At 63.2% G+C, this 14,915-nt stretch carries 16 protein-coding genes; 11 read left to right on the top strand and 5 right to left on the bottom strand.

What is annotated here, in order from left to right; translation table 11 throughout:
* Positions 1-13: 13 nt before the first annotated feature.
* The 3 genes from fliD to AC56KZ_RS06760 all read right to left on the bottom strand — a co-directional run bounded on the left by fliD (position 14) and on the right by AC56KZ_RS06760 (position 2,713).
* A complete protein-coding gene (gene fliD / locus AC56KZ_RS06750) occupies positions 14-1,396 on the bottom strand; it encodes a flagellar filament capping protein FliD (protein WP_497161387.1) in 1,383 nt (460 codons plus the stop codon).
* A gap of 65 nt (positions 1,397-1,461) precedes the next feature.
* Positions 1,462-1,827, bottom strand: coding sequence for a flagellar protein FlaG (locus AC56KZ_RS06755; protein ID WP_497161388.1), 366 nt, complete (start codon positions 1,825-1,827; stop codon positions 1,462-1,464).
* Positions 1,828-1,900: 73 nt separating this feature from the next.
* Positions 1,901-2,713, bottom strand: a complete 813-nt coding sequence (locus AC56KZ_RS06760) for a flagellin N-terminal helical domain-containing protein (RefSeq protein ID WP_497161389.1) — start codon at positions 2,711-2,713, stop codon at positions 1,901-1,903.
* Positions 2,714-3,103: 390 nt separating this feature from the next.
* Between AC56KZ_RS06760 and AC56KZ_RS06765 the strand changes: the two genes are divergently transcribed.
* From AC56KZ_RS06765 to AC56KZ_RS06790, 6 genes are all read left to right on the top strand, one after another.
* Positions 3,104-3,301: a hypothetical protein gene (locus AC56KZ_RS06765; RefSeq protein WP_497161390.1), complete on the top strand. Its 198-nt coding sequence runs from the start codon at positions 3,104-3,106 to the stop codon at positions 3,299-3,301.
* A gap of 314 nt (positions 3,302-3,615) precedes the next feature.
* Positions 3,616-4,077 carry a flagellar export chaperone FliS gene (gene fliS, locus AC56KZ_RS06770; RefSeq protein ID WP_497161391.1) on the top strand — a complete coding sequence of 154 codons (462 nt, stop codon included), beginning with the start codon at positions 3,616-3,618 and terminating at the stop codon, positions 4,075-4,077.
* Complete coding sequence (locus tag AC56KZ_RS06775) at positions 4,074-4,409, top strand: flagellar protein FliT (protein WP_497161392.1); 336 nt, start codon at positions 4,074-4,076, stop codon at positions 4,407-4,409. Before fliS ends, AC56KZ_RS06775 begins: the two co-directional genes overlap by 4 nt.
* A 50-nt stretch (positions 4,410-4,459) precedes the next feature.
* Complete coding sequence (gene fliK / locus AC56KZ_RS06780; RefSeq protein WP_497161393.1) at positions 4,460-5,512, top strand: flagellar hook-length control protein FliK; 1,053 nt, start codon at positions 4,460-4,462, stop codon at positions 5,510-5,512.
* Complete coding sequence (locus tag AC56KZ_RS06785; RefSeq protein WP_497161394.1) at positions 5,509-5,892, top strand: EscU/YscU/HrcU family type III secretion system export apparatus switch protein; 384 nt, start codon at positions 5,509-5,511, stop codon at positions 5,890-5,892. Before fliK ends, AC56KZ_RS06785 begins: the two co-directional genes overlap by 4 nt.
* Positions 5,876-6,634 (top strand): flagellar brake protein, encoded by a 759-nt coding sequence (locus AC56KZ_RS06790; RefSeq protein WP_497161395.1) that lies wholly within the window; start codon positions 5,876-5,878, stop codon positions 6,632-6,634. Before AC56KZ_RS06785 ends, AC56KZ_RS06790 begins: the two co-directional genes overlap by 17 nt.
* A 3-nt stretch (positions 6,635-6,637) precedes the next feature.
* Here the strand turns inward: AC56KZ_RS06790 and AC56KZ_RS06795 are convergent, their stop codons facing one another.
* The gene (locus AC56KZ_RS06795) at positions 6,638-8,041 is read right to left on the bottom strand and encodes a tyrosinase family protein (RefSeq protein WP_497161396.1); all 1,404 of its coding nucleotides are present in this window, start codon (positions 8,039-8,041) and stop codon (positions 6,638-6,640) included.
* A 399-nt stretch (positions 8,042-8,440) separates the two neighbouring features.
* Between AC56KZ_RS06795 and AC56KZ_RS06800 the strand changes: the two genes are divergently transcribed.
* Complete coding sequence (locus AC56KZ_RS06800; RefSeq protein WP_497161397.1) at positions 8,441-9,475, top strand: acyltransferase family protein; 1,035 nt, start codon at positions 8,441-8,443, stop codon at positions 9,473-9,475.
* An 86-nt stretch (positions 9,476-9,561) separates the two neighbouring features.
* Here AC56KZ_RS06800 and fliE read toward each other — a convergent pair whose 3' ends face one another.
* Positions 9,562-9,912 (bottom strand): flagellar hook-basal body complex protein FliE, encoded by a 351-nt coding sequence (gene fliE / locus AC56KZ_RS06805; protein ID WP_497161398.1) that lies wholly within the window; start codon positions 9,910-9,912, stop codon positions 9,562-9,564.
* A gap of 259 nt (positions 9,913-10,171) precedes the next feature.
* On the opposite strand from fliE, the gene fliF reads away from it, so the two are divergent.
* The 4 genes from fliF (at position 10,172) to fliI (ending at position 14,914) form a co-directional block, all read left to right on the top strand.
* Complete coding sequence (gene fliF / locus AC56KZ_RS06810; protein ID WP_497161399.1) at positions 10,172-11,788, top strand: flagellar basal-body MS-ring/collar protein FliF; 1,617 nt, start codon at positions 10,172-10,174, stop codon at positions 11,786-11,788.
* Positions 11,785-12,783, top strand: a complete 999-nt coding sequence (gene fliG / locus AC56KZ_RS06815; RefSeq protein ID WP_497161400.1) for a flagellar motor switch protein FliG — start codon at positions 11,785-11,787, stop codon at positions 12,781-12,783. The genes fliF and fliG overlap by 4 nt, the downstream gene beginning before the upstream one ends.
* A 20-nt stretch (positions 12,784-12,803) precedes the next feature.
* Entirely contained in the window at positions 12,804-13,514 is a 711-nt protein-coding gene (gene fliH, locus AC56KZ_RS06820; RefSeq protein WP_497161401.1) for a flagellar assembly protein FliH, read from the top strand.
* 83 nt (positions 13,515-13,597) lie between these two features.
* Entirely contained in the window at positions 13,598-14,914 is a 1,317-nt protein-coding gene (fliI, locus tag AC56KZ_RS06825; protein ID WP_497162117.1) for a flagellar protein export ATPase FliI, read from the top strand.
* The last annotated feature ends 1 nt before the right edge of the window (position 14,915 follow it).

Genomic DNA, 14,915 nt, shown 5'->3' on the forward strand with positions numbered 1-14,915 from the left:
GGGGAAGAAACTTTTAATAATTGTTGTTGGCCAGCGCGGCCAGCTGCTGCGTCATGTAGCTGCTCATGCTCTGCATGTTGACCATCATCGTGTCGAGCGCAGTGAACTGCGCACGATAGCGCTTTTCGGTCTGGTCCAACTGGAGGCCCATGCGTTCGCGGCTGTCCTCGATGTTCCTGATCGACGCGTTCAGGCCCTCGGTACGGTTCTGGAACATGCCTTTCGCACTGAGCATGTCCTCGGTAACCTTGGTCAGGCGTGTGGCAACGCCGGAGCTGGACGAAAACAGGCTCGATACGCTATCGAAGTCCGCCGCCAGGGCCGCTTCGAGTTTGGCCGGCTTTTCCAGCTTCAAGGTGCCATCGCGCTGGAACGCAATGCCGATGTCGGACAGCGACTTCAAACCGGTGCTGTCGGTCACCGCCTGTCCGAGTTCAGCGCGGATGCTGACCAGGATCGAGCGTGCCGAAGCGTCACCGTTGAGGACCGCGGACGACTTGGTGCCCGCGCCAGTGGCCGTCTCTTTTTTCACCGCTGTCGCCAGGGCGTTGTAGGCGTCGACAAAACCGGAGATCGACTTGCTGATCGCTGCATTGTCTTTGGCCAGGCTCACGGTCACCGGGCTGCCCAGATTGGTCTGCGCCAGGTTCAGTGTGACGCCCTTGATTGCGTCGGTCACGATGTTCGACGGTTTCGAGACCAGGACGCCGTCGATTTTCATCTCCGCGTTTTGTGCGGCCTGTACGCGCCCCATGGAAGTCGCGGTCTCGGTCGGCTCAGGCATGCCCGGAGCGGGGTCGGCGGGCGTCGCGAAGCGTTCCAGGCTGCCGCTGGCCGAAATGGTGATCTTGTTCGCGCTGCCGCTCTGGTTGCCGGTAATGACGAGGCGCTCAGTGGTGCCATCGTTCAGGACGGTTGCGGTGACGCCCGCATTGGCCTTGTTGATGGCATTACTCACACCCTGCAAGCTAGCGTCGGTCAGGCTGATTTCGGTAGGTTTGCCACCGATAACGATCGACATCTGGCCGATGCCCTCCAGCTTGCCGCCCGGCGCGATGCCGCTGGAAACCAGCTTGTCGCTTTGCGCCAGCTGCTTCACTTCGACCGAATAACTGCCGGCGGCGGCGCCGCCATCCTTGGTGGCCGTGATACCGACGATGTCGGGTTTGGTCGAGGTGGCAGTCAGCGCGCGCAATGCGTCGCCGCTGAGCGCCTTGACCGCTGTCTGGAAGGTCGACACCGCGCTTTTCAGGGTGCCGAAGGCGGACAGCTTCGAATTGAAATTCGCTTGCTTGGACTGCAGGTTGGCAAGCGGCTGCCGTTCGACCGACATCAATGACGAGACGAGTCCGTTGACGTCGAGTCCGGATAACATGCCGGCGGCGCTGATAGCCATCTCAATTCTCCTTCAGTTTGTCTGCAGGACGCGGATGCGTCCGTTCAAGCGATGTTCAAGTGATTTCAGGCTTTGTCGCGCAACATCACGCCCTGGCCTTGCATCTGTTCGATCGAGCGCCACAAGCGCAGTGCTTCCATGCTTGGAATCTGGCGCAGTACGGCATCGGTCTCGGTGTCGACAACCCGGACCACCGTGCGCCCGCTATCCTCGTCGACCGAGAAGCGTACGCCCTGTGCGTTCGCCTGCGCGACCTTGTTCAGGTCAGCGACGACATTGCCGAGCTCTGCCTGGTCAGGCGTACGCTCAAGCTGCGCAAACGCCGCGACGGGCGCGGCATTCGTGGCTGGCTTGTTTGTCGCCTCGACCGGCGGCCGCGCGATGCTGCCGGCGACGGCCGATGGGCTTCCACCTTGTATTGATTGCAACATCGGACACCTCTTTCTGCAAACGACTGTGCGGGGATCGCCCCCGCACAGTGAATCTATCGATTATACCGTTCGATTAGCCGCGCAGCAGCGACATCACGTTGTTCGGCGCCGAGTTGGCCTGGGCCAGCATCGCGGTACCAGCCTGCTGCAGGATCTGAGCGCGGCTCAGCTTGCTGGTTTCCGCAGCGTAGTCCGTATCCATGATGCGGCTCTTTGCTGCCGACTGGTTTTCCATCGAGGTTGCCAGGTTGCTGATCGCATAACCCATGCGGTTCTGCGCGGTACCCAGCGAAGCACGCTCGCTGTTCATGGCTTTCAGCTTGCCGTCGATTGCCTCGAGTGCCGTTTTTGCGCTGGCGACATCGGTCACAGCCGTGTGGGTATGCACGTAGTCGGTGGTATCGGCGAATTCGACGTTGATCTGTTGACCAGTTGCCGAGTCGGCGCCGACCTGGATCTTGACATCGGCACGGCCGAGCACTGCTTCGCCGTTGAACTTCGTCTCGGCTGCAATACGAGCGATCTCCGAGCTCAGTGCTTCCATTTCCTTGTTGATCGCCGTGAATTCGTCCGTACCGTTGGTGCCGTTCGCACCCTGGACTGCCAGTTCGCGGATACGCTGGGTAGCGTCCGAAATGTTGGCCAGCGCGCCGTCGGCGGTCTGGATCATCGAGATGCCGTCGTTGGCGTTACGGGAAGCCTGGGCCATGCCGCGGATCTGGGAATCCATCTTGGTGGCGATCGACAGGCCGGCCGCGTCGTCCTTGGCGCTGTTGACACGCAGGCCCGACGACAGGCGGGTCATCGAGGTCTGCAGTTCGCCAGACGACTTGGTGATGTTGCGCTGAGCATTCAGGGACGACAGGTTGGTATTGATCATCGACATGGTAATTCTCCAGTGGGCAGTGCAGGTTAGGTGCTGCTATCAGGGTTCGGTGCTTGCTTCGCTGTTTCAGCTCGCTTGTATTCTTTAACGGAGCCCTCTGCAAAACCTTGAGGAAATTTCTTAAAAAAATGTTGCTCGGCAACTTTACCTCTACGGTCGCCCTCGCAATCGATCGATGGCGCAGCCTTGCAAAGAGGATTAACGGCGTTCCAGATGGAATCGTGAGGAGATGATGGCGAAGGCCGCCAGGCACGTACGCCGACAGTGATGCGGTCCTACAACGGAAACAAATTCTCACAATTGGCTCCGGTGTGTAAGCTGGAGGTGGCTATGATCGTATGAACGCAAGCCCCGCTCTCGATGAGCAGCTGAATTCCAGGTGAATGCATGATGAGTCAACGAAGAACCGATGAGCAGTCCGCACTGGCCGCCGAGTACGCTCTCTATCTGGTCGATATCCGGGGAGTTGATTTTGCGCTCGAGTATCTGGACACCTGCAATGTGTCGCGCTCGATCCTCACCCGTGCGCTGCAGTCGCCCGAGCTGCGGCGTCACCACGAACGCCGCAAGCACGCGCGCAACGACTGAGCGCCCAGCTGGCGCCTGCACCTCTCTCTATACCCTCTATATATACATAGATGTCCCGCAGGTCCCGCGCCCCCTCCTCTCCTGCACCAAATCCCTCCTCCTCCCCCAAAAGCCTTATCGATACGACAAACCTGTGAAAAGCCGGGTGTTCATGGCTCTCAAGTCCGGTTAGAAGCTGCCGTTAAGAAAGTAAACTACCCTCGCTGAAGAATGGCAGGACGGCCTCGATACCGTGCCCGACCAGCTGCAGCGCGAATTCATGGTGGAGTGCGTTCAGCGCGCTTTGCCCGGCTACAAAGTATTGGAGGTTCACGATGTTCGGATCGATGCAGCGCGGTGTTAACGCTTACGCCAAAGTAGGAATGGAAACCTCGGTGATTTCCGCCTCGCCCCATAAACTCATCGTCATGCTGTATGACGGTGCGGTCGTTGCCATCAAGAGCGCAGCGGTCCACATGGCGGCGGGCCGCATTCCTGAAAAAAGCAAGGCAATCGGCAAGGCGATCGACATCATCAACAACGGCCTGCGCGCCAGCCTCGACAAGAATGCCGGCGGCGACATCGCCGTCAATCTCGACGCCCTGTATGCGTACATGACCGAGCGCCTGCTGATGGCCAGCCTGCAAAACAAGGCGGCCTTGCTCGATGAAGTACAGATCCTCTTGCTCGACTTGCGCGATGCCTGGGCGCAGATCGGCGAACCGGCCATCGTGCCGAACGTGCAGAACGTGCAGCAGAATGCCGTCTCGCGCTACCCTGTCATGGCGAGCGCATGATGATGATGACCGGCCAGGAAGTGCTGTCCGAATACGCGGCCGTCGCCGACCTGACCGGGCAGATGCGCGCCGCGGCCGAAGCCGGCGACTGGGAGCAGCTGACGCTGCTCGAGGGCCGCTGCACCGTCCATGTCGACAAGCTCAAGCGTTCCGAGGCGGCTGTCGAACTCAATTCAGGCGCACGCCAGGCGAAGATCGACTGCATCCGCCGTATCCTCGCGGACGACCGCCGCATTCGCGACCTGACCATGCCCTGGCTGGCCCAGCTCTCGGCGATGATGAATAACTCCGGCACCCAGCGCCGCCTCGCCAACGCCTACGGCAGCGTCTGACCCGCCACCATCCGGCGGATCTGCGGCGCACCGATTAGGTTTTCCTCCCCATGGTCGAGCGCATTTCCCCTTCCGGCGTCAGCGCCCTGCTGCCGGTCCAGCCGGCGGCGGCGGTCGAACGCGCCGTCGATGCCCGCCTCGACGCTTTCCAGCGCACGCTTGCCACCATGCTCGGCAGCCAGGTTCCGGTAACGGTGCTGGCGCGCATGCAGGACGGCAGCTTCATGGTCAGGGTGGCAGAGCAGCCGGTACGCATGCTCCTTCCCGCCAACACCCAGCCCGGTGCGCAACTCACGATGACGGTATTGGCCGCGTCGCCGCAGCCGACATTCGGCCTGGGCGACGCTAGCGTACTGGGCAGTCCGGTGGCGCTGACAACCGCCGCCGCATCGCTGGCGGCACATATTGCCGCAGCCAGTCCCCTCTCCACCAAGGCAAGCGCACAGCAGGAAACTGCCGAACTGAGCCCGGCCGCACGCCTGTTGACGCAGGTACTGCAGGGCGCGGCGCCGGGACCGGCGACTCCGATCGCCGGCACCGTCCCGCTGGCGCCGCAGGGCGCGCCTGACCCGGCGCAGCTGGCCGCGCAACTGCAGCAGGCCATCGCCAAAAGCGGCCTGTTCTATGAGTCGCATCTCGCCCAGTGGGCCGAAGGCAAACGGCCGCTGGCCGAACTCATGGCCGAGCCGCAGGCGCGGAAAGCCCCGGGTACGCCACCCACCGAGCCCGCAACGGCCCAGCTCATCAACCAGCAACTGGCCGCCCACGAGGGCAGCCACCTTGCCTGGCAGGGCCAGCTCGGCCCGGGCCAGCCCCTGCACTGGGAAATCACGCGCGAAAAAATCGGCGATGCCGACGACGAGGCGCGCCCGGATGCACTGGAGCCCCCCGGCTGGGAAAGCCGCTTGCGGCTGCGCTTCGCTTTCCTGGGCGAGGTCGAAGCGCGCATCAGCCTGCGCGGCGAGCGCCTGCACCTGGACCTGCAGGCCGCAGGTAGCGCGGCCGGCTTGCTGCGCGAGGCGGCGCCACGGCTGCAGGACGCGCTGGCGGCCGGCGGCGGCGAACTGGCGGCGCTGCGCATCCACGGCCGGGACGACGCGTGACCCTGCCGAGCCCGCCGGGACCGAAGCGCAGGCAGCATGCCGTCGCCCTCGCCTACGCCGCCGGATCGAAGGCGCCCACCGTCGTCGCCAAGGGCAATGGGCTGGTGGCCGAACAGATCATCGAGCGCGCGCGCGCCGCCGGCGTGTTCGTCCATGAATCGAAGGAACTGGTGTCGCTGCTGATGGATATCGACCTCGATGGTCAGATTCCGCCTGCTTTGTACCGCGCAATTGCGGAACTGTTAGCATGGCTATATCATATTGAGTCCGCGCAACAATCCGGCCAGCCTCCTCCGGCGCCTCCCGACAGCGCGCTCCTGATCGACTCATCTGCACTATTACCTGGAACAGCGGCGGAACAAGATGCAAGCAATTCATGACTCAGAGCTGGAAAACTGGCACGACTACGAAGTAGGCTCGCGCCGGGAAATCGTCGCGCTGCTGCGCCAGATCGAGGAAAAGAAGCAGCTGATCCGCATGAAAATCAAGGGCGAGGCCGACGTCTGCGTGACGTCGATCCTCGGCGTCGATCCGGACGCCGGCCAGTTCATCCTCGACCGCTCGATCAACCGCGAGCAGAACGAGCGCATCGTCGGCGCCCGCGGCGTAACCTGCGAAACCTATCTCGACAAGATCCGCATCCTGTTCAGCCTCGGCGGCGTGCGCGACATCGATTTCGAAGGCAGCACGGCACTCGCCGCCGACATTCCCGCGACCCTGATTCGCCTGCAGCGCCGCGAGTTCTACCGCATGCCGACACCGGTGACCCATCCGGTGCCAGCGCTGGTGCCGATGCCTTTCGACCTGGGCGGCGGCAACGCCACCTTCCCGCTGGCCGACATCAGTTGCGGCGGTGTCGCGCTGCTCGACAACAAGATGATGCTGAACTCGACGGTCGGCCAGACCTTCACCGGCTGCCGCATCGACTTGCCCGAGATCGGCACCGTGACGACCTCCCTGCAGGTCCGCAACTCGCTCGACGTGACCATGCTGAACAACAAAACCAGCCGCCGGATCGGGTGCATGTTCGTCGATATTTCCCGAGGCAACATGGCGGCTGTGCAGCGCTACATCACCAGGCTCGAGCGCGAGCGCAACGCCAAGCTGGCCGGCCTGAACTGAACGTCAGGAATCCTTCTCCTCGCTCGAGAGCTCCACCCGGGCCTCGCCGATGCCGACCGTCGGGCCACGCGGGCTGATATCGCCATCGACCCGGATGAACGAAATCGACGCGATCCCGAGCCGCAGCGCCGGATTGCGCAGGAGGCGCCGCGGTATGGCGAAGCGCAATTGCGCCCCACCATCCTGCTGCACCGCACCGCTGATCTGGAAGGCGCCCACGGTGCCGATCAACAGGGACCGCGTCCGGTTCGATCCGCCCTCGCTTGCCGGCAGGTTCAGGTAGACCTGGTAATAGTAGCCGCCGGTTTTACCCTCGTCGGCCAGCTCGACCTGGTCGAGGACGATTTCCACTGATTTGTATTTCTTCGCACTCCCCCGCACCGTCCCCGCATTACCACGCGCAATCTCCTGCACGGCCGCCCAGTCTTCCGTCGAGATCGGGAATTGCGCGCTCACCGAGCGCTGATCCAGGCCGATGGCGAGTGCACCCCCGAGCGAAAACGTCGCCTCCCCCGTCGACTTTCGTCCGCTGACCCGGAACCCGCCAGGTGGCGGCACCGGCGCCGGTGGTTCGTAAGGGTCGCTTTGAACCCGGAATACCTTGGGAGGCGACAACTGGGCAATGGGCAGCCTGGTCGGCATGAACTCGCTCTGATAGTAATACTGCAAGCTGCTGCGCGTGTCGTAGGTGAGCCGGCGTTGTATCGACAGCGTGCTGTTGTAGACGTGCACGCCCGACCAGTACAGGTGGGTCCGGGCCGGCATCTGGCGCCCGCCCCCGGCCGCGACCCAGGCGGCCCAGAGCCTGTCGACATTCGCGTGGTGGAGCCAGAAAATCGGATCGGTCGGCGAGCGCATGGTCGCCATGACGTTGCCGATGATGTCATGCACCGGATTATGCGGCGCACTCTCCAGCACAGGCTCGAACGCATTATTCAGGCCGCGCTGCAGGTTGACCAGCGTCGACGAAAAAGGCGCCATGGTCAGCGCCTGCCGCACGTTGGTATTCAGGCGCGGGACATATAAAGGATTGGTACTGCTTGCATTCGTGAATTCGACCGGCAGGCTGGCGTAGGAATAATAATCCCAATACGGCAGCACCAGCCTGCTGTCGCCGGAGACAAGCCGCAACTGGCGCTCGAAATAATACAGGTAACCGCGGTGCCATGAAAGAAAGTAGGCAATCCCATGCGGACAGCGGTTGATATGAATATTCGTCCAGTACGACCAGCTATTCGGGTCGAGCGCATTGGTATTCGCCTTCATCCGGCGAATCGCCGTCAGTAGCGATCCATATTGGGGAGTGGCCTTGAAGGTTTGCCATTCGAGGCGCCGCTGAAGGACCGTCTGCGCCCACACGCCCATCGGGACGGCGCAAGCAGCCAGGCCCAGGGCTGAGTTTTTCAATAAACGTCTGCGTACCACTTCTCGATCGCTCACCTTAGCCTCCAAGAAATTGTATTAAAGATTCGCCGGCTGGATAAGCTCAGGGGCGAATTGGTCATTCGCTCGTCGGCATGTTCCGCGCGATGCAAATCGAGCAGTTCAGAAGCTACGCATACGCGAAATTCCTTATTTGACGGGCGTCATACGGCTCGGAATAAGGCCGCACTGTCTCCGCCAGACGGCAATAATTAAAAATAGAAACTTTCTCCAAAATATATTTATTAAAAACTTAAAGAAATTAATATGTAGGCTGATCAATTACTCGGCAAAGCGAGCTCGACTACTCATCCATATCAAAGGCCGATGCCTTTTGCCTCGGTAAAATTCAAGATCGAATTAACCGTTTATTGGGCAGCGATGATGAATTTCCCTTCCGCCAATCTCGATGTACTGCGCTCGCTGGCCGTCAGCTTCGTCGTGACGAGCCACCTGCTGCTGGATCGGGGGCTGGTCAAGCCCTGGAGTTACGACACGCAGATCCTCGGCACCCTGGGCGTACTGATTTTCTTCGTGCACACCTGCCTGGTGCTGATGCTGTCGCTCGAACGCCAGGCCGGCACCGACCGGCATGCTCCGAGCACGCTGTCGTTTCTCGTGGCCAGAGCCTTCCGCATCTATCCCCTGAGCGTGGTGGCGGTGGTGCTGCTGTCGTGCATCGAACTGATGGGGTCGGGGACGGGGCCGGGTCTGATGACTTTTCTGAGCAACCTGTTCCTGGTACAGAACATCACCGGCAGCCCTTCCGTGACGCCGGTACTGTGGAGTTTGCCCTTCGAGTTCCAGATGTATTTCTTTCTACCTGTGCTGTATCTGTGGACGCAGCACAGCGGCAAACATGCCGCCAGCCGCATCGTCGTGCTGTGGGCTGTCTGCGTCGCCCTCGTCATCGCCTTCTGGCGACTAGGCGTCGACTACAACCTGGTCCGGTTCTTTCCCTGCTTCCTGCCCGGCGTGCTGGCGTTTTGCCAGCGCCGCGTGCCGCGCCGCTTGCCGCCTGCTGTCCTGTTCGCCTATGTCGGTGCGATGGCGCTGCTCTACCCGGCGCTGGTCGGGCGCGGCATCAACGCCACTTTCCTGTCCTGGCTGATTTGCCTCGGGCTCGGCCTGCTGATTCCACGCTGCAGGGAACTGGACTCCAGGCTCCTCGCGACCGCCGGCAGCGTCATTGCCCGCTACTCCTACGGCATCTACCTGATCCACGACCCGATCCGCCATTTCGCCTTTCACACCCTGGGCGGCATGGCGCCGCTGGCCTCGTGGCTGGTGTTCTTCGGCGCCGTGGGCGGCCTGTCCTGGCTTGCCTACCACTGCATTGAAAAGCCCGGCATCGACCTGGGAAAGACGCTGGCGAACCGTTTCAAGGTCTACCGCCTGCAAGCCGGGCAAAATCTCTGACGCGGCGACACTCAGGCTGCATGTAAACGCAGACGGGCCGCGATCCATTCGGAAGCGGCCCGTCCTGCATTACCCGACCAACAAGCTCACACCTGCATGTTCATCATTTCCTGGTAGGCCGACACCAGCTTGTTGCGCACCTGCACGGTCGCCTGGAATGAAATACTCGACTTCTGCATCGCGATCATCGTGTCCGACAGGCTGACGCTGTCGTCGCCCATCGCAAAACGCTGCCCGAGTTCTTCGGAATGCTTCTGGGTATTGCTGACCTGCTGCAGCGAGTTTTTGAGCGCGTCCGAGAAGCTGACCTTGGATGGGCCTTCGTTGATGCCGGCCGCGGCAGGCGCCAAGGCCGGCATGGCCGGCTTCGTGGCCGCTGCCTTGAGCTGGGCCATCATCGCCTCGATCCTGCTGCTGTCGATTCCGCCTACATTCATGGGTTCTCCTGTTTTTTCTCGTGCCTGCCGCGCACTGCAAGGGGTGCGGAGCGATCTCAGGCTTGCAGATTACCAGCATCGATCCGGGCGGCTGCCCCGAGCAGGAGGGGAAACCACGCCCTATTCGCCGGTTTGAATGTTGCCGTATGGCTTCATAATGCGGCCTGATCTCCTTTTTCCCCTTGGACAACACATGGCCGCGACCGTCGACGAATTGCAAGGCACGCCAGCTCAGAGGCAAGCATTCCTGAGGACCCCCATGGGCCGAAACGTGCTCATCGGTGGTGGCGTGGCGGCCGTGCTGGCAGTCCTGGTCGCGCTGTGGATGTGGAGCCAGGTGCCGGATTACCGCGTGCTGTACGCCAATTACAGCGACAAGGACGGCGGCGCGATCACCGCTTCGCTCGACCAGATGGGCGTGCCCTACAAATTCTCCGAAGGCGGCAACGCCATCCTGGTCCCAAGCGAGCAGGTGCCCGACCTGCGCCTGAAGCTGGCAGCCCAGGGCTTGCCGAAAGGCGGCAACGTCGGCTTCGAGCTGATGGAAAACCAGAAGCTGGGCGTGTCCCAGTTCCTGGAACAGGTCAATTACCAGCGTTCGCTCGAGGGCGAACTGGCGCGTTCGATCCAGTCGCTCGGCTCGGTGGCCGGTGCGCGCGTGCACCTGGCGCTGCCGAAGCCGTCGGTATTCGTGCGCGACCAGCAGAAGCCGACCGCGTCGGTGCTGCTCAACCTGCAGTCGGGCCGCGCCCTCGATCCGGGCCAGGTCAGCGCCATCGTCCACCTGGTGGCCTCGAGCATCCCCGAACTCACGACCGGCAACGTTACCGTCGTCGACCAGAACGGCAACCTGCTGTCCGAGCAGCCGAAGAACAATGGCCTCGGTAAACAGCTCGACGCGAGCCAGCTGAAGTATGTCGAGCAGGTCCAGCAGAACATCATCAAGCAGGTCGAGTCCCTGATCAGCCCGATCGTCGGCAAGGGCAATGTGCGCGCCGAGGCCACCGCCGACATCGATTTCGCGCAGGTCGACACGGCCGCCGAAATGTACAAGCCGAACTCGCCGCCGGAGCCGCAGGCGATCCGCAGCCAGCAAACTTCCGAGCAGCTCGGACCCAACACGGGCGCCGCCAGCGGCGTTCCGGGCGCACTGTCGAACCAGCCGCCGGGCGTGGCCACCGCCCCGCTCGACGGCACGGCGCCCGCCGGCGCCCAGCAAACGGCCACCGGGCCCAGCCGCAAGGACGCCACCACCAACTACGAAGTCGACAAGACCATCCGCTACGAGCAGCGCCCGATGGGCGGCATCAAGCGCCTGACGGTGGGCGTGGTGGTGAACTACCGCCGTTCGGTCGACGCCGCGACCGGCAAGGTCACGGTCAAGCCGCTGGCGGCTGCCGAAGTCGCGCAGATCAACGAGCTGGTGAAGCAGGCGATGGGCTATTCCCAGGCGCGCGGCGACACCCTGAACGTCGCCAACGCCCCCTTCGACGGCGTCGACCGCCCGGACGAAAATGCCCCCGACTGGTACCGCGATCCGGCCCACCTGCCGCTGGCCTGGGCGATCGGCAAATACCTGCTGATCGCGGCGATCATCGCCTTCCTCTGGTTCCGCATCCTGCGCCCGCTGATGCGCCCGGTGATGCACAAGTTCGACGAGGTGACGGCGATGCCGGAAGAAGACAAGAAGGACGAGGAAGGCGATGGCGACGCCGTCATCACGCTCGGCGCGAACGGTTTGCCGGTCCTGCCGGAGGGCGAGGAAGCGCCGCGCGAGCGCAGCTACCGCAACAACCTGGCGCTGGCAAAGGAAATGGCGCAGAACGATCCGCGCATTGTGGCTAACGTAGTCAAGGCATGGGTGGGTTCGGAATGAGCGACAAAGACGGTATCACCAAGGCAGCCATCCTGATGCTGGCGCTGGGCGAGTCGGAAGCGGCGGAAGTCATGAAATTCCTGGGCCCGCGCGAAGTGTTGAAACTCGGCGCCGCGATGGCCGCGATGAAGTCGGTCCAGCACGAGGCGGTGGTCAATGTGCTGGAAGCTTTCCGCGACGAAGCCGACGCCCATTCGACCGTCGGCCTCGACTCGGACGAGTACATCCGCGAAGTGCTGACCAAGGCGCTGGGCGACGACAAGGCGGCCGTGCTCCTGAACCGGATTTTGGGCGGCAAGGACGCCTCCGGCATCGAAAGCCTGAAGTGGATGGACGCGCAGTCGGTGTCTGAGCTGATCCGCAACGAGCACCCGCAGATCATCGCCACCATCCTGGTCCACCTCGAGCGCGACCAGGCCTGCGAAATCCTGTCCCACTTCACCGACCGCCTGCGCAACGACGCCGTGCTGCGTATCGCCACGCTCGACGGCGTGCAGCCGGCCGCCTTGCGCGAACTGAACGACGTGCTGACCAAGCTGCTGTCGGGTAACGAGCATATCAAGAAGTCCTCGCTCGGCGGCGTGCGCACCGCGGCCGAAATCCTGAACTTCATGGCGGGCGAGCAGGAGAGCGCGGTCATGGAAAACATCAAGAACTACGACAACGACATGGCGCAGAAGATCATGGACGAGATGTTCGTGTTCGACAACATCATCGACATCGACGACCGCGGCATCCAGTTGCTGCTGCGCGAAGTGCAGTCGGACATGCTGATCATCGCCCTGAAAGGCGCCTCGCAAGACCTGCGCGAGAAGATCTTCAAGAACATGAGCCAGCGCGCCAGCGAAATGATGCGCGAAGACCTCGAATCGAAGGGGCCGGTGCGCCTGTCCGAAGTCGAGGCGCAGCAAAAGCAGATCCTGCAGATTGTCCGGCGCCTGGCCGACGAAGGCCAGATCGTCCTGGGTGGCAAGGGCGAAGATTCCTTCGTTTAATCAGGCAATAACAGAAGACGATGAGCAAAGACATGCAGGGCGCCTTCAAGCGCTGGGAAATGACCTCCTTCGGCGACGAGCGGCCCAGTGCGCTCGCGGCGCGGGTGCAAGCCGAGGAACGGGCGGCGCCGGCTGCCCACCACGCTGCGGACGCCGGCATGGCCATCGCGCTGCCGACCGCCGCCGAACTCGAGGCGCTGCGCGAAGCGGCGCGCGATGAGGGCCATGCGGAAGGCTATGCCGACGGCCTGCTCGAAGGCCGCACCAGCGGCCACAACGAAGCCTTCGAGGCCGGCCAGCAGGAAACCGCCGAGGAAATGGCCTTGCTGCGCGCGATCGCCGCCACCTTCAGCGGCGCCGTCGCGGCGGCCGACGAAACCATCGCCTCGGATGTGCTCGACCTGGCGCTGCACCTGGCGCGCTCGATGGTGCGCACCGCCTTCGAAGTTCGCCCCGAGCTGATCATCCCGATCGTGCGCGAGGCGATCGACTACCTGCCGGTGCTGCAGGCGCCGGCGGTGCTGGCCCTGAACCCCGACGACATCGAAATCGTGCGCGCCGCCCTGGCGGACGAACTCGACAAAGGCGGCTGGCGCGTCGTCGCCGACCCGCAGATCGGGCGCGGCGGCTGCAAGGTCGACACCGCCAGCAACCAGATCGACGCCCAGGCCGCCGCACGCTGGGCCCGCCTGTCGCAGTCGCTCGGCAAGAACGTGGAGTGGCTTGCTTAGTGGATAGCTCAGTTGACCGCCACACCGCGCGCTGGAAATCCTACCTGGCCGACTGCGATTCGCTGCTCGGTTTCGTCGAGCCGATGCAGATTTCGGGCCGCGTCACGCGCGTGGCCGGTCTCGTGATGGAATGCGTCGGGCTGCGCCTGGCCGTGGGCAGCGCCTGCACCATTCCGCTGCCGAACGGCGCCAGGATCGAAGCCGAAGTGGTCGGTTTCGAGGGCGAGCGCCTGTTCCTGATGCCGCAAAGCGATGTCGAAGGGGTGGTGCCCGGCTCGCGCGTGTTCCCGGTCGAGACACCGGTGCCGCGCCCCGGCTCCGTGACCCATCCGCGCCGGCGCCCGAGTGACCGCGCGCGCCACCTCCCGGTCGGCATGAAACTCCTCGGGCGCGTGGTCGACGGCGCCGGCCGCCCGCTTGACGGCAAGGGCCCGCTCGGCACCGATGAAGTCGCGCCGATCAATGCCCGTCCCGTCAACCCGCTCGACCGCGCACCGATCAAGGAAACCCTGGACGTCGGCGTGCGCGCGATCAATTCGATGCTTACCGTCGGCCGCGGCCAGCGCCTCGGTCTGTTCGCCGGCACCGGCGTCGGCAAATCGGTTTTGCTGGGCATGATCGCGCGCTATACGACGGCCGACGTGATCGTCGTCGGCCTGATCGGCGAGCGCGGACGCGAAGTCAAGGAATTCATCGAGCAGATCCTGGGCGAAGAAGGCATGGCCCGCTCGGCGGTCGTCGCCGCCCCGGCCGACAGCCCGCCGCTGATGCGCCTGCAGGGCGCGGCCTATGCCACCGCGATCGCCGAACATTTCAGGGACCAGGGCAAGAACGTCCTGTTGATCATGGATTCGCTGACCCGCTATGCAATGGCACAACGTGAAATTGCTTTAGCGATTGGTGAACCACCCGCCACCAAGGGCTATCCGCCCTCGGTGTTCGCGAAACTCCCGGTGCTGGTCGAACGCGCCGGCAACGGCATCGAAGGCGGCGGCTCGATCACCGCCTTCTATACCGTGCTGTCCGAGGGCGACGACCAGCAGGACCCGATCGCCGACGCCGCACGGGGTATCCTGGACGGCCACATCGTGCTCGACCGCCACCTGGCCGAAGCCGGCCACTACCCCGCCATCGACATCGAGCAATCGATCAGCCGCGCCATGCACGGCATTACGACCCACGAACACCAGCTGTCGGCGCGGAAGCTGAAACAGCTGTATTCGCGCTACCAGCGTTCGCGCGACCTGATCAGCGTCGGGGCCTATGCCGCCGGCAGCGACCCGGTGCTGGACCAGGCGATTGCCCTGAACGGCCAGATCGAGGAATTCCTGTGCCAGGAGATCCACGAGAACACGAATATGGGCCAGAGCTTGGGGCAATTGACCTCTCTGTTCAGCTGAT

This window comes from Telluria sp. LT2P34, from assembly GCF_059685915.1.

Coding starts and splice junctions, on each gene's coding strand:
- fliD (WP_497161387.1), bottom strand. CDS start 1,396: ATGGCTATCAGCGCCGCCGGCATGTTATCCGGACTCGACGTCAACGGA.
- AC56KZ_RS06755 (WP_497161388.1), bottom strand. CDS start 1,827: ATGTTGCAATCAATACAAGGTGGAAGCCCATCGGCCGTCGCCGGCAGC.
- AC56KZ_RS06760 (WP_497161389.1), bottom strand. CDS start 2,713: ATGTCGATGATCAATACCAACCTGTCGTCCCTGAATGCTCAGCGCAAC.
- AC56KZ_RS06765 (WP_497161390.1), top strand. CDS start 3,104: ATGAGTCAACGAAGAACCGATGAGCAGTCCGCACTGGCCGCCGAGTAC.
- fliS (WP_497161391.1), top strand. CDS start 3,616: ATGTTCGGATCGATGCAGCGCGGTGTTAACGCTTACGCCAAAGTAGGA.
- AC56KZ_RS06775 (WP_497161392.1), top strand. CDS start 4,074: ATGATGATGATGACCGGCCAGGAAGTGCTGTCCGAATACGCGGCCGTC.
- fliK (WP_497161393.1), top strand. CDS start 4,460: ATGGTCGAGCGCATTTCCCCTTCCGGCGTCAGCGCCCTGCTGCCGGTC.
- AC56KZ_RS06790 (WP_497161395.1), top strand. CDS start 5,876: ATGCAAGCAATTCATGACTCAGAGCTGGAAAACTGGCACGACTACGAA.
- AC56KZ_RS06800 (WP_497161397.1), top strand. CDS start 8,441: ATGAATTTCCCTTCCGCCAATCTCGATGTACTGCGCTCGCTGGCCGTC.
- fliE (WP_497161398.1), bottom strand. CDS start 9,912: ATGAATGTAGGCGGAATCGACAGCAGCAGGATCGAGGCGATGATGGCC.
- fliF (WP_497161399.1), top strand. CDS start 10,172: ATGGGCCGAAACGTGCTCATCGGTGGTGGCGTGGCGGCCGTGCTGGCA.
- fliG (WP_497161400.1), top strand. CDS start 11,785: ATGAGCGACAAAGACGGTATCACCAAGGCAGCCATCCTGATGCTGGCG.
- fliH (WP_497161401.1), top strand. CDS start 12,804: ATGAGCAAAGACATGCAGGGCGCCTTCAAGCGCTGGGAAATGACCTCC.
- fliI (WP_497162117.1), top strand. CDS start 13,598: ATGCAGATTTCGGGCCGCGTCACGCGCGTGGCCGGTCTCGTGATGGAA.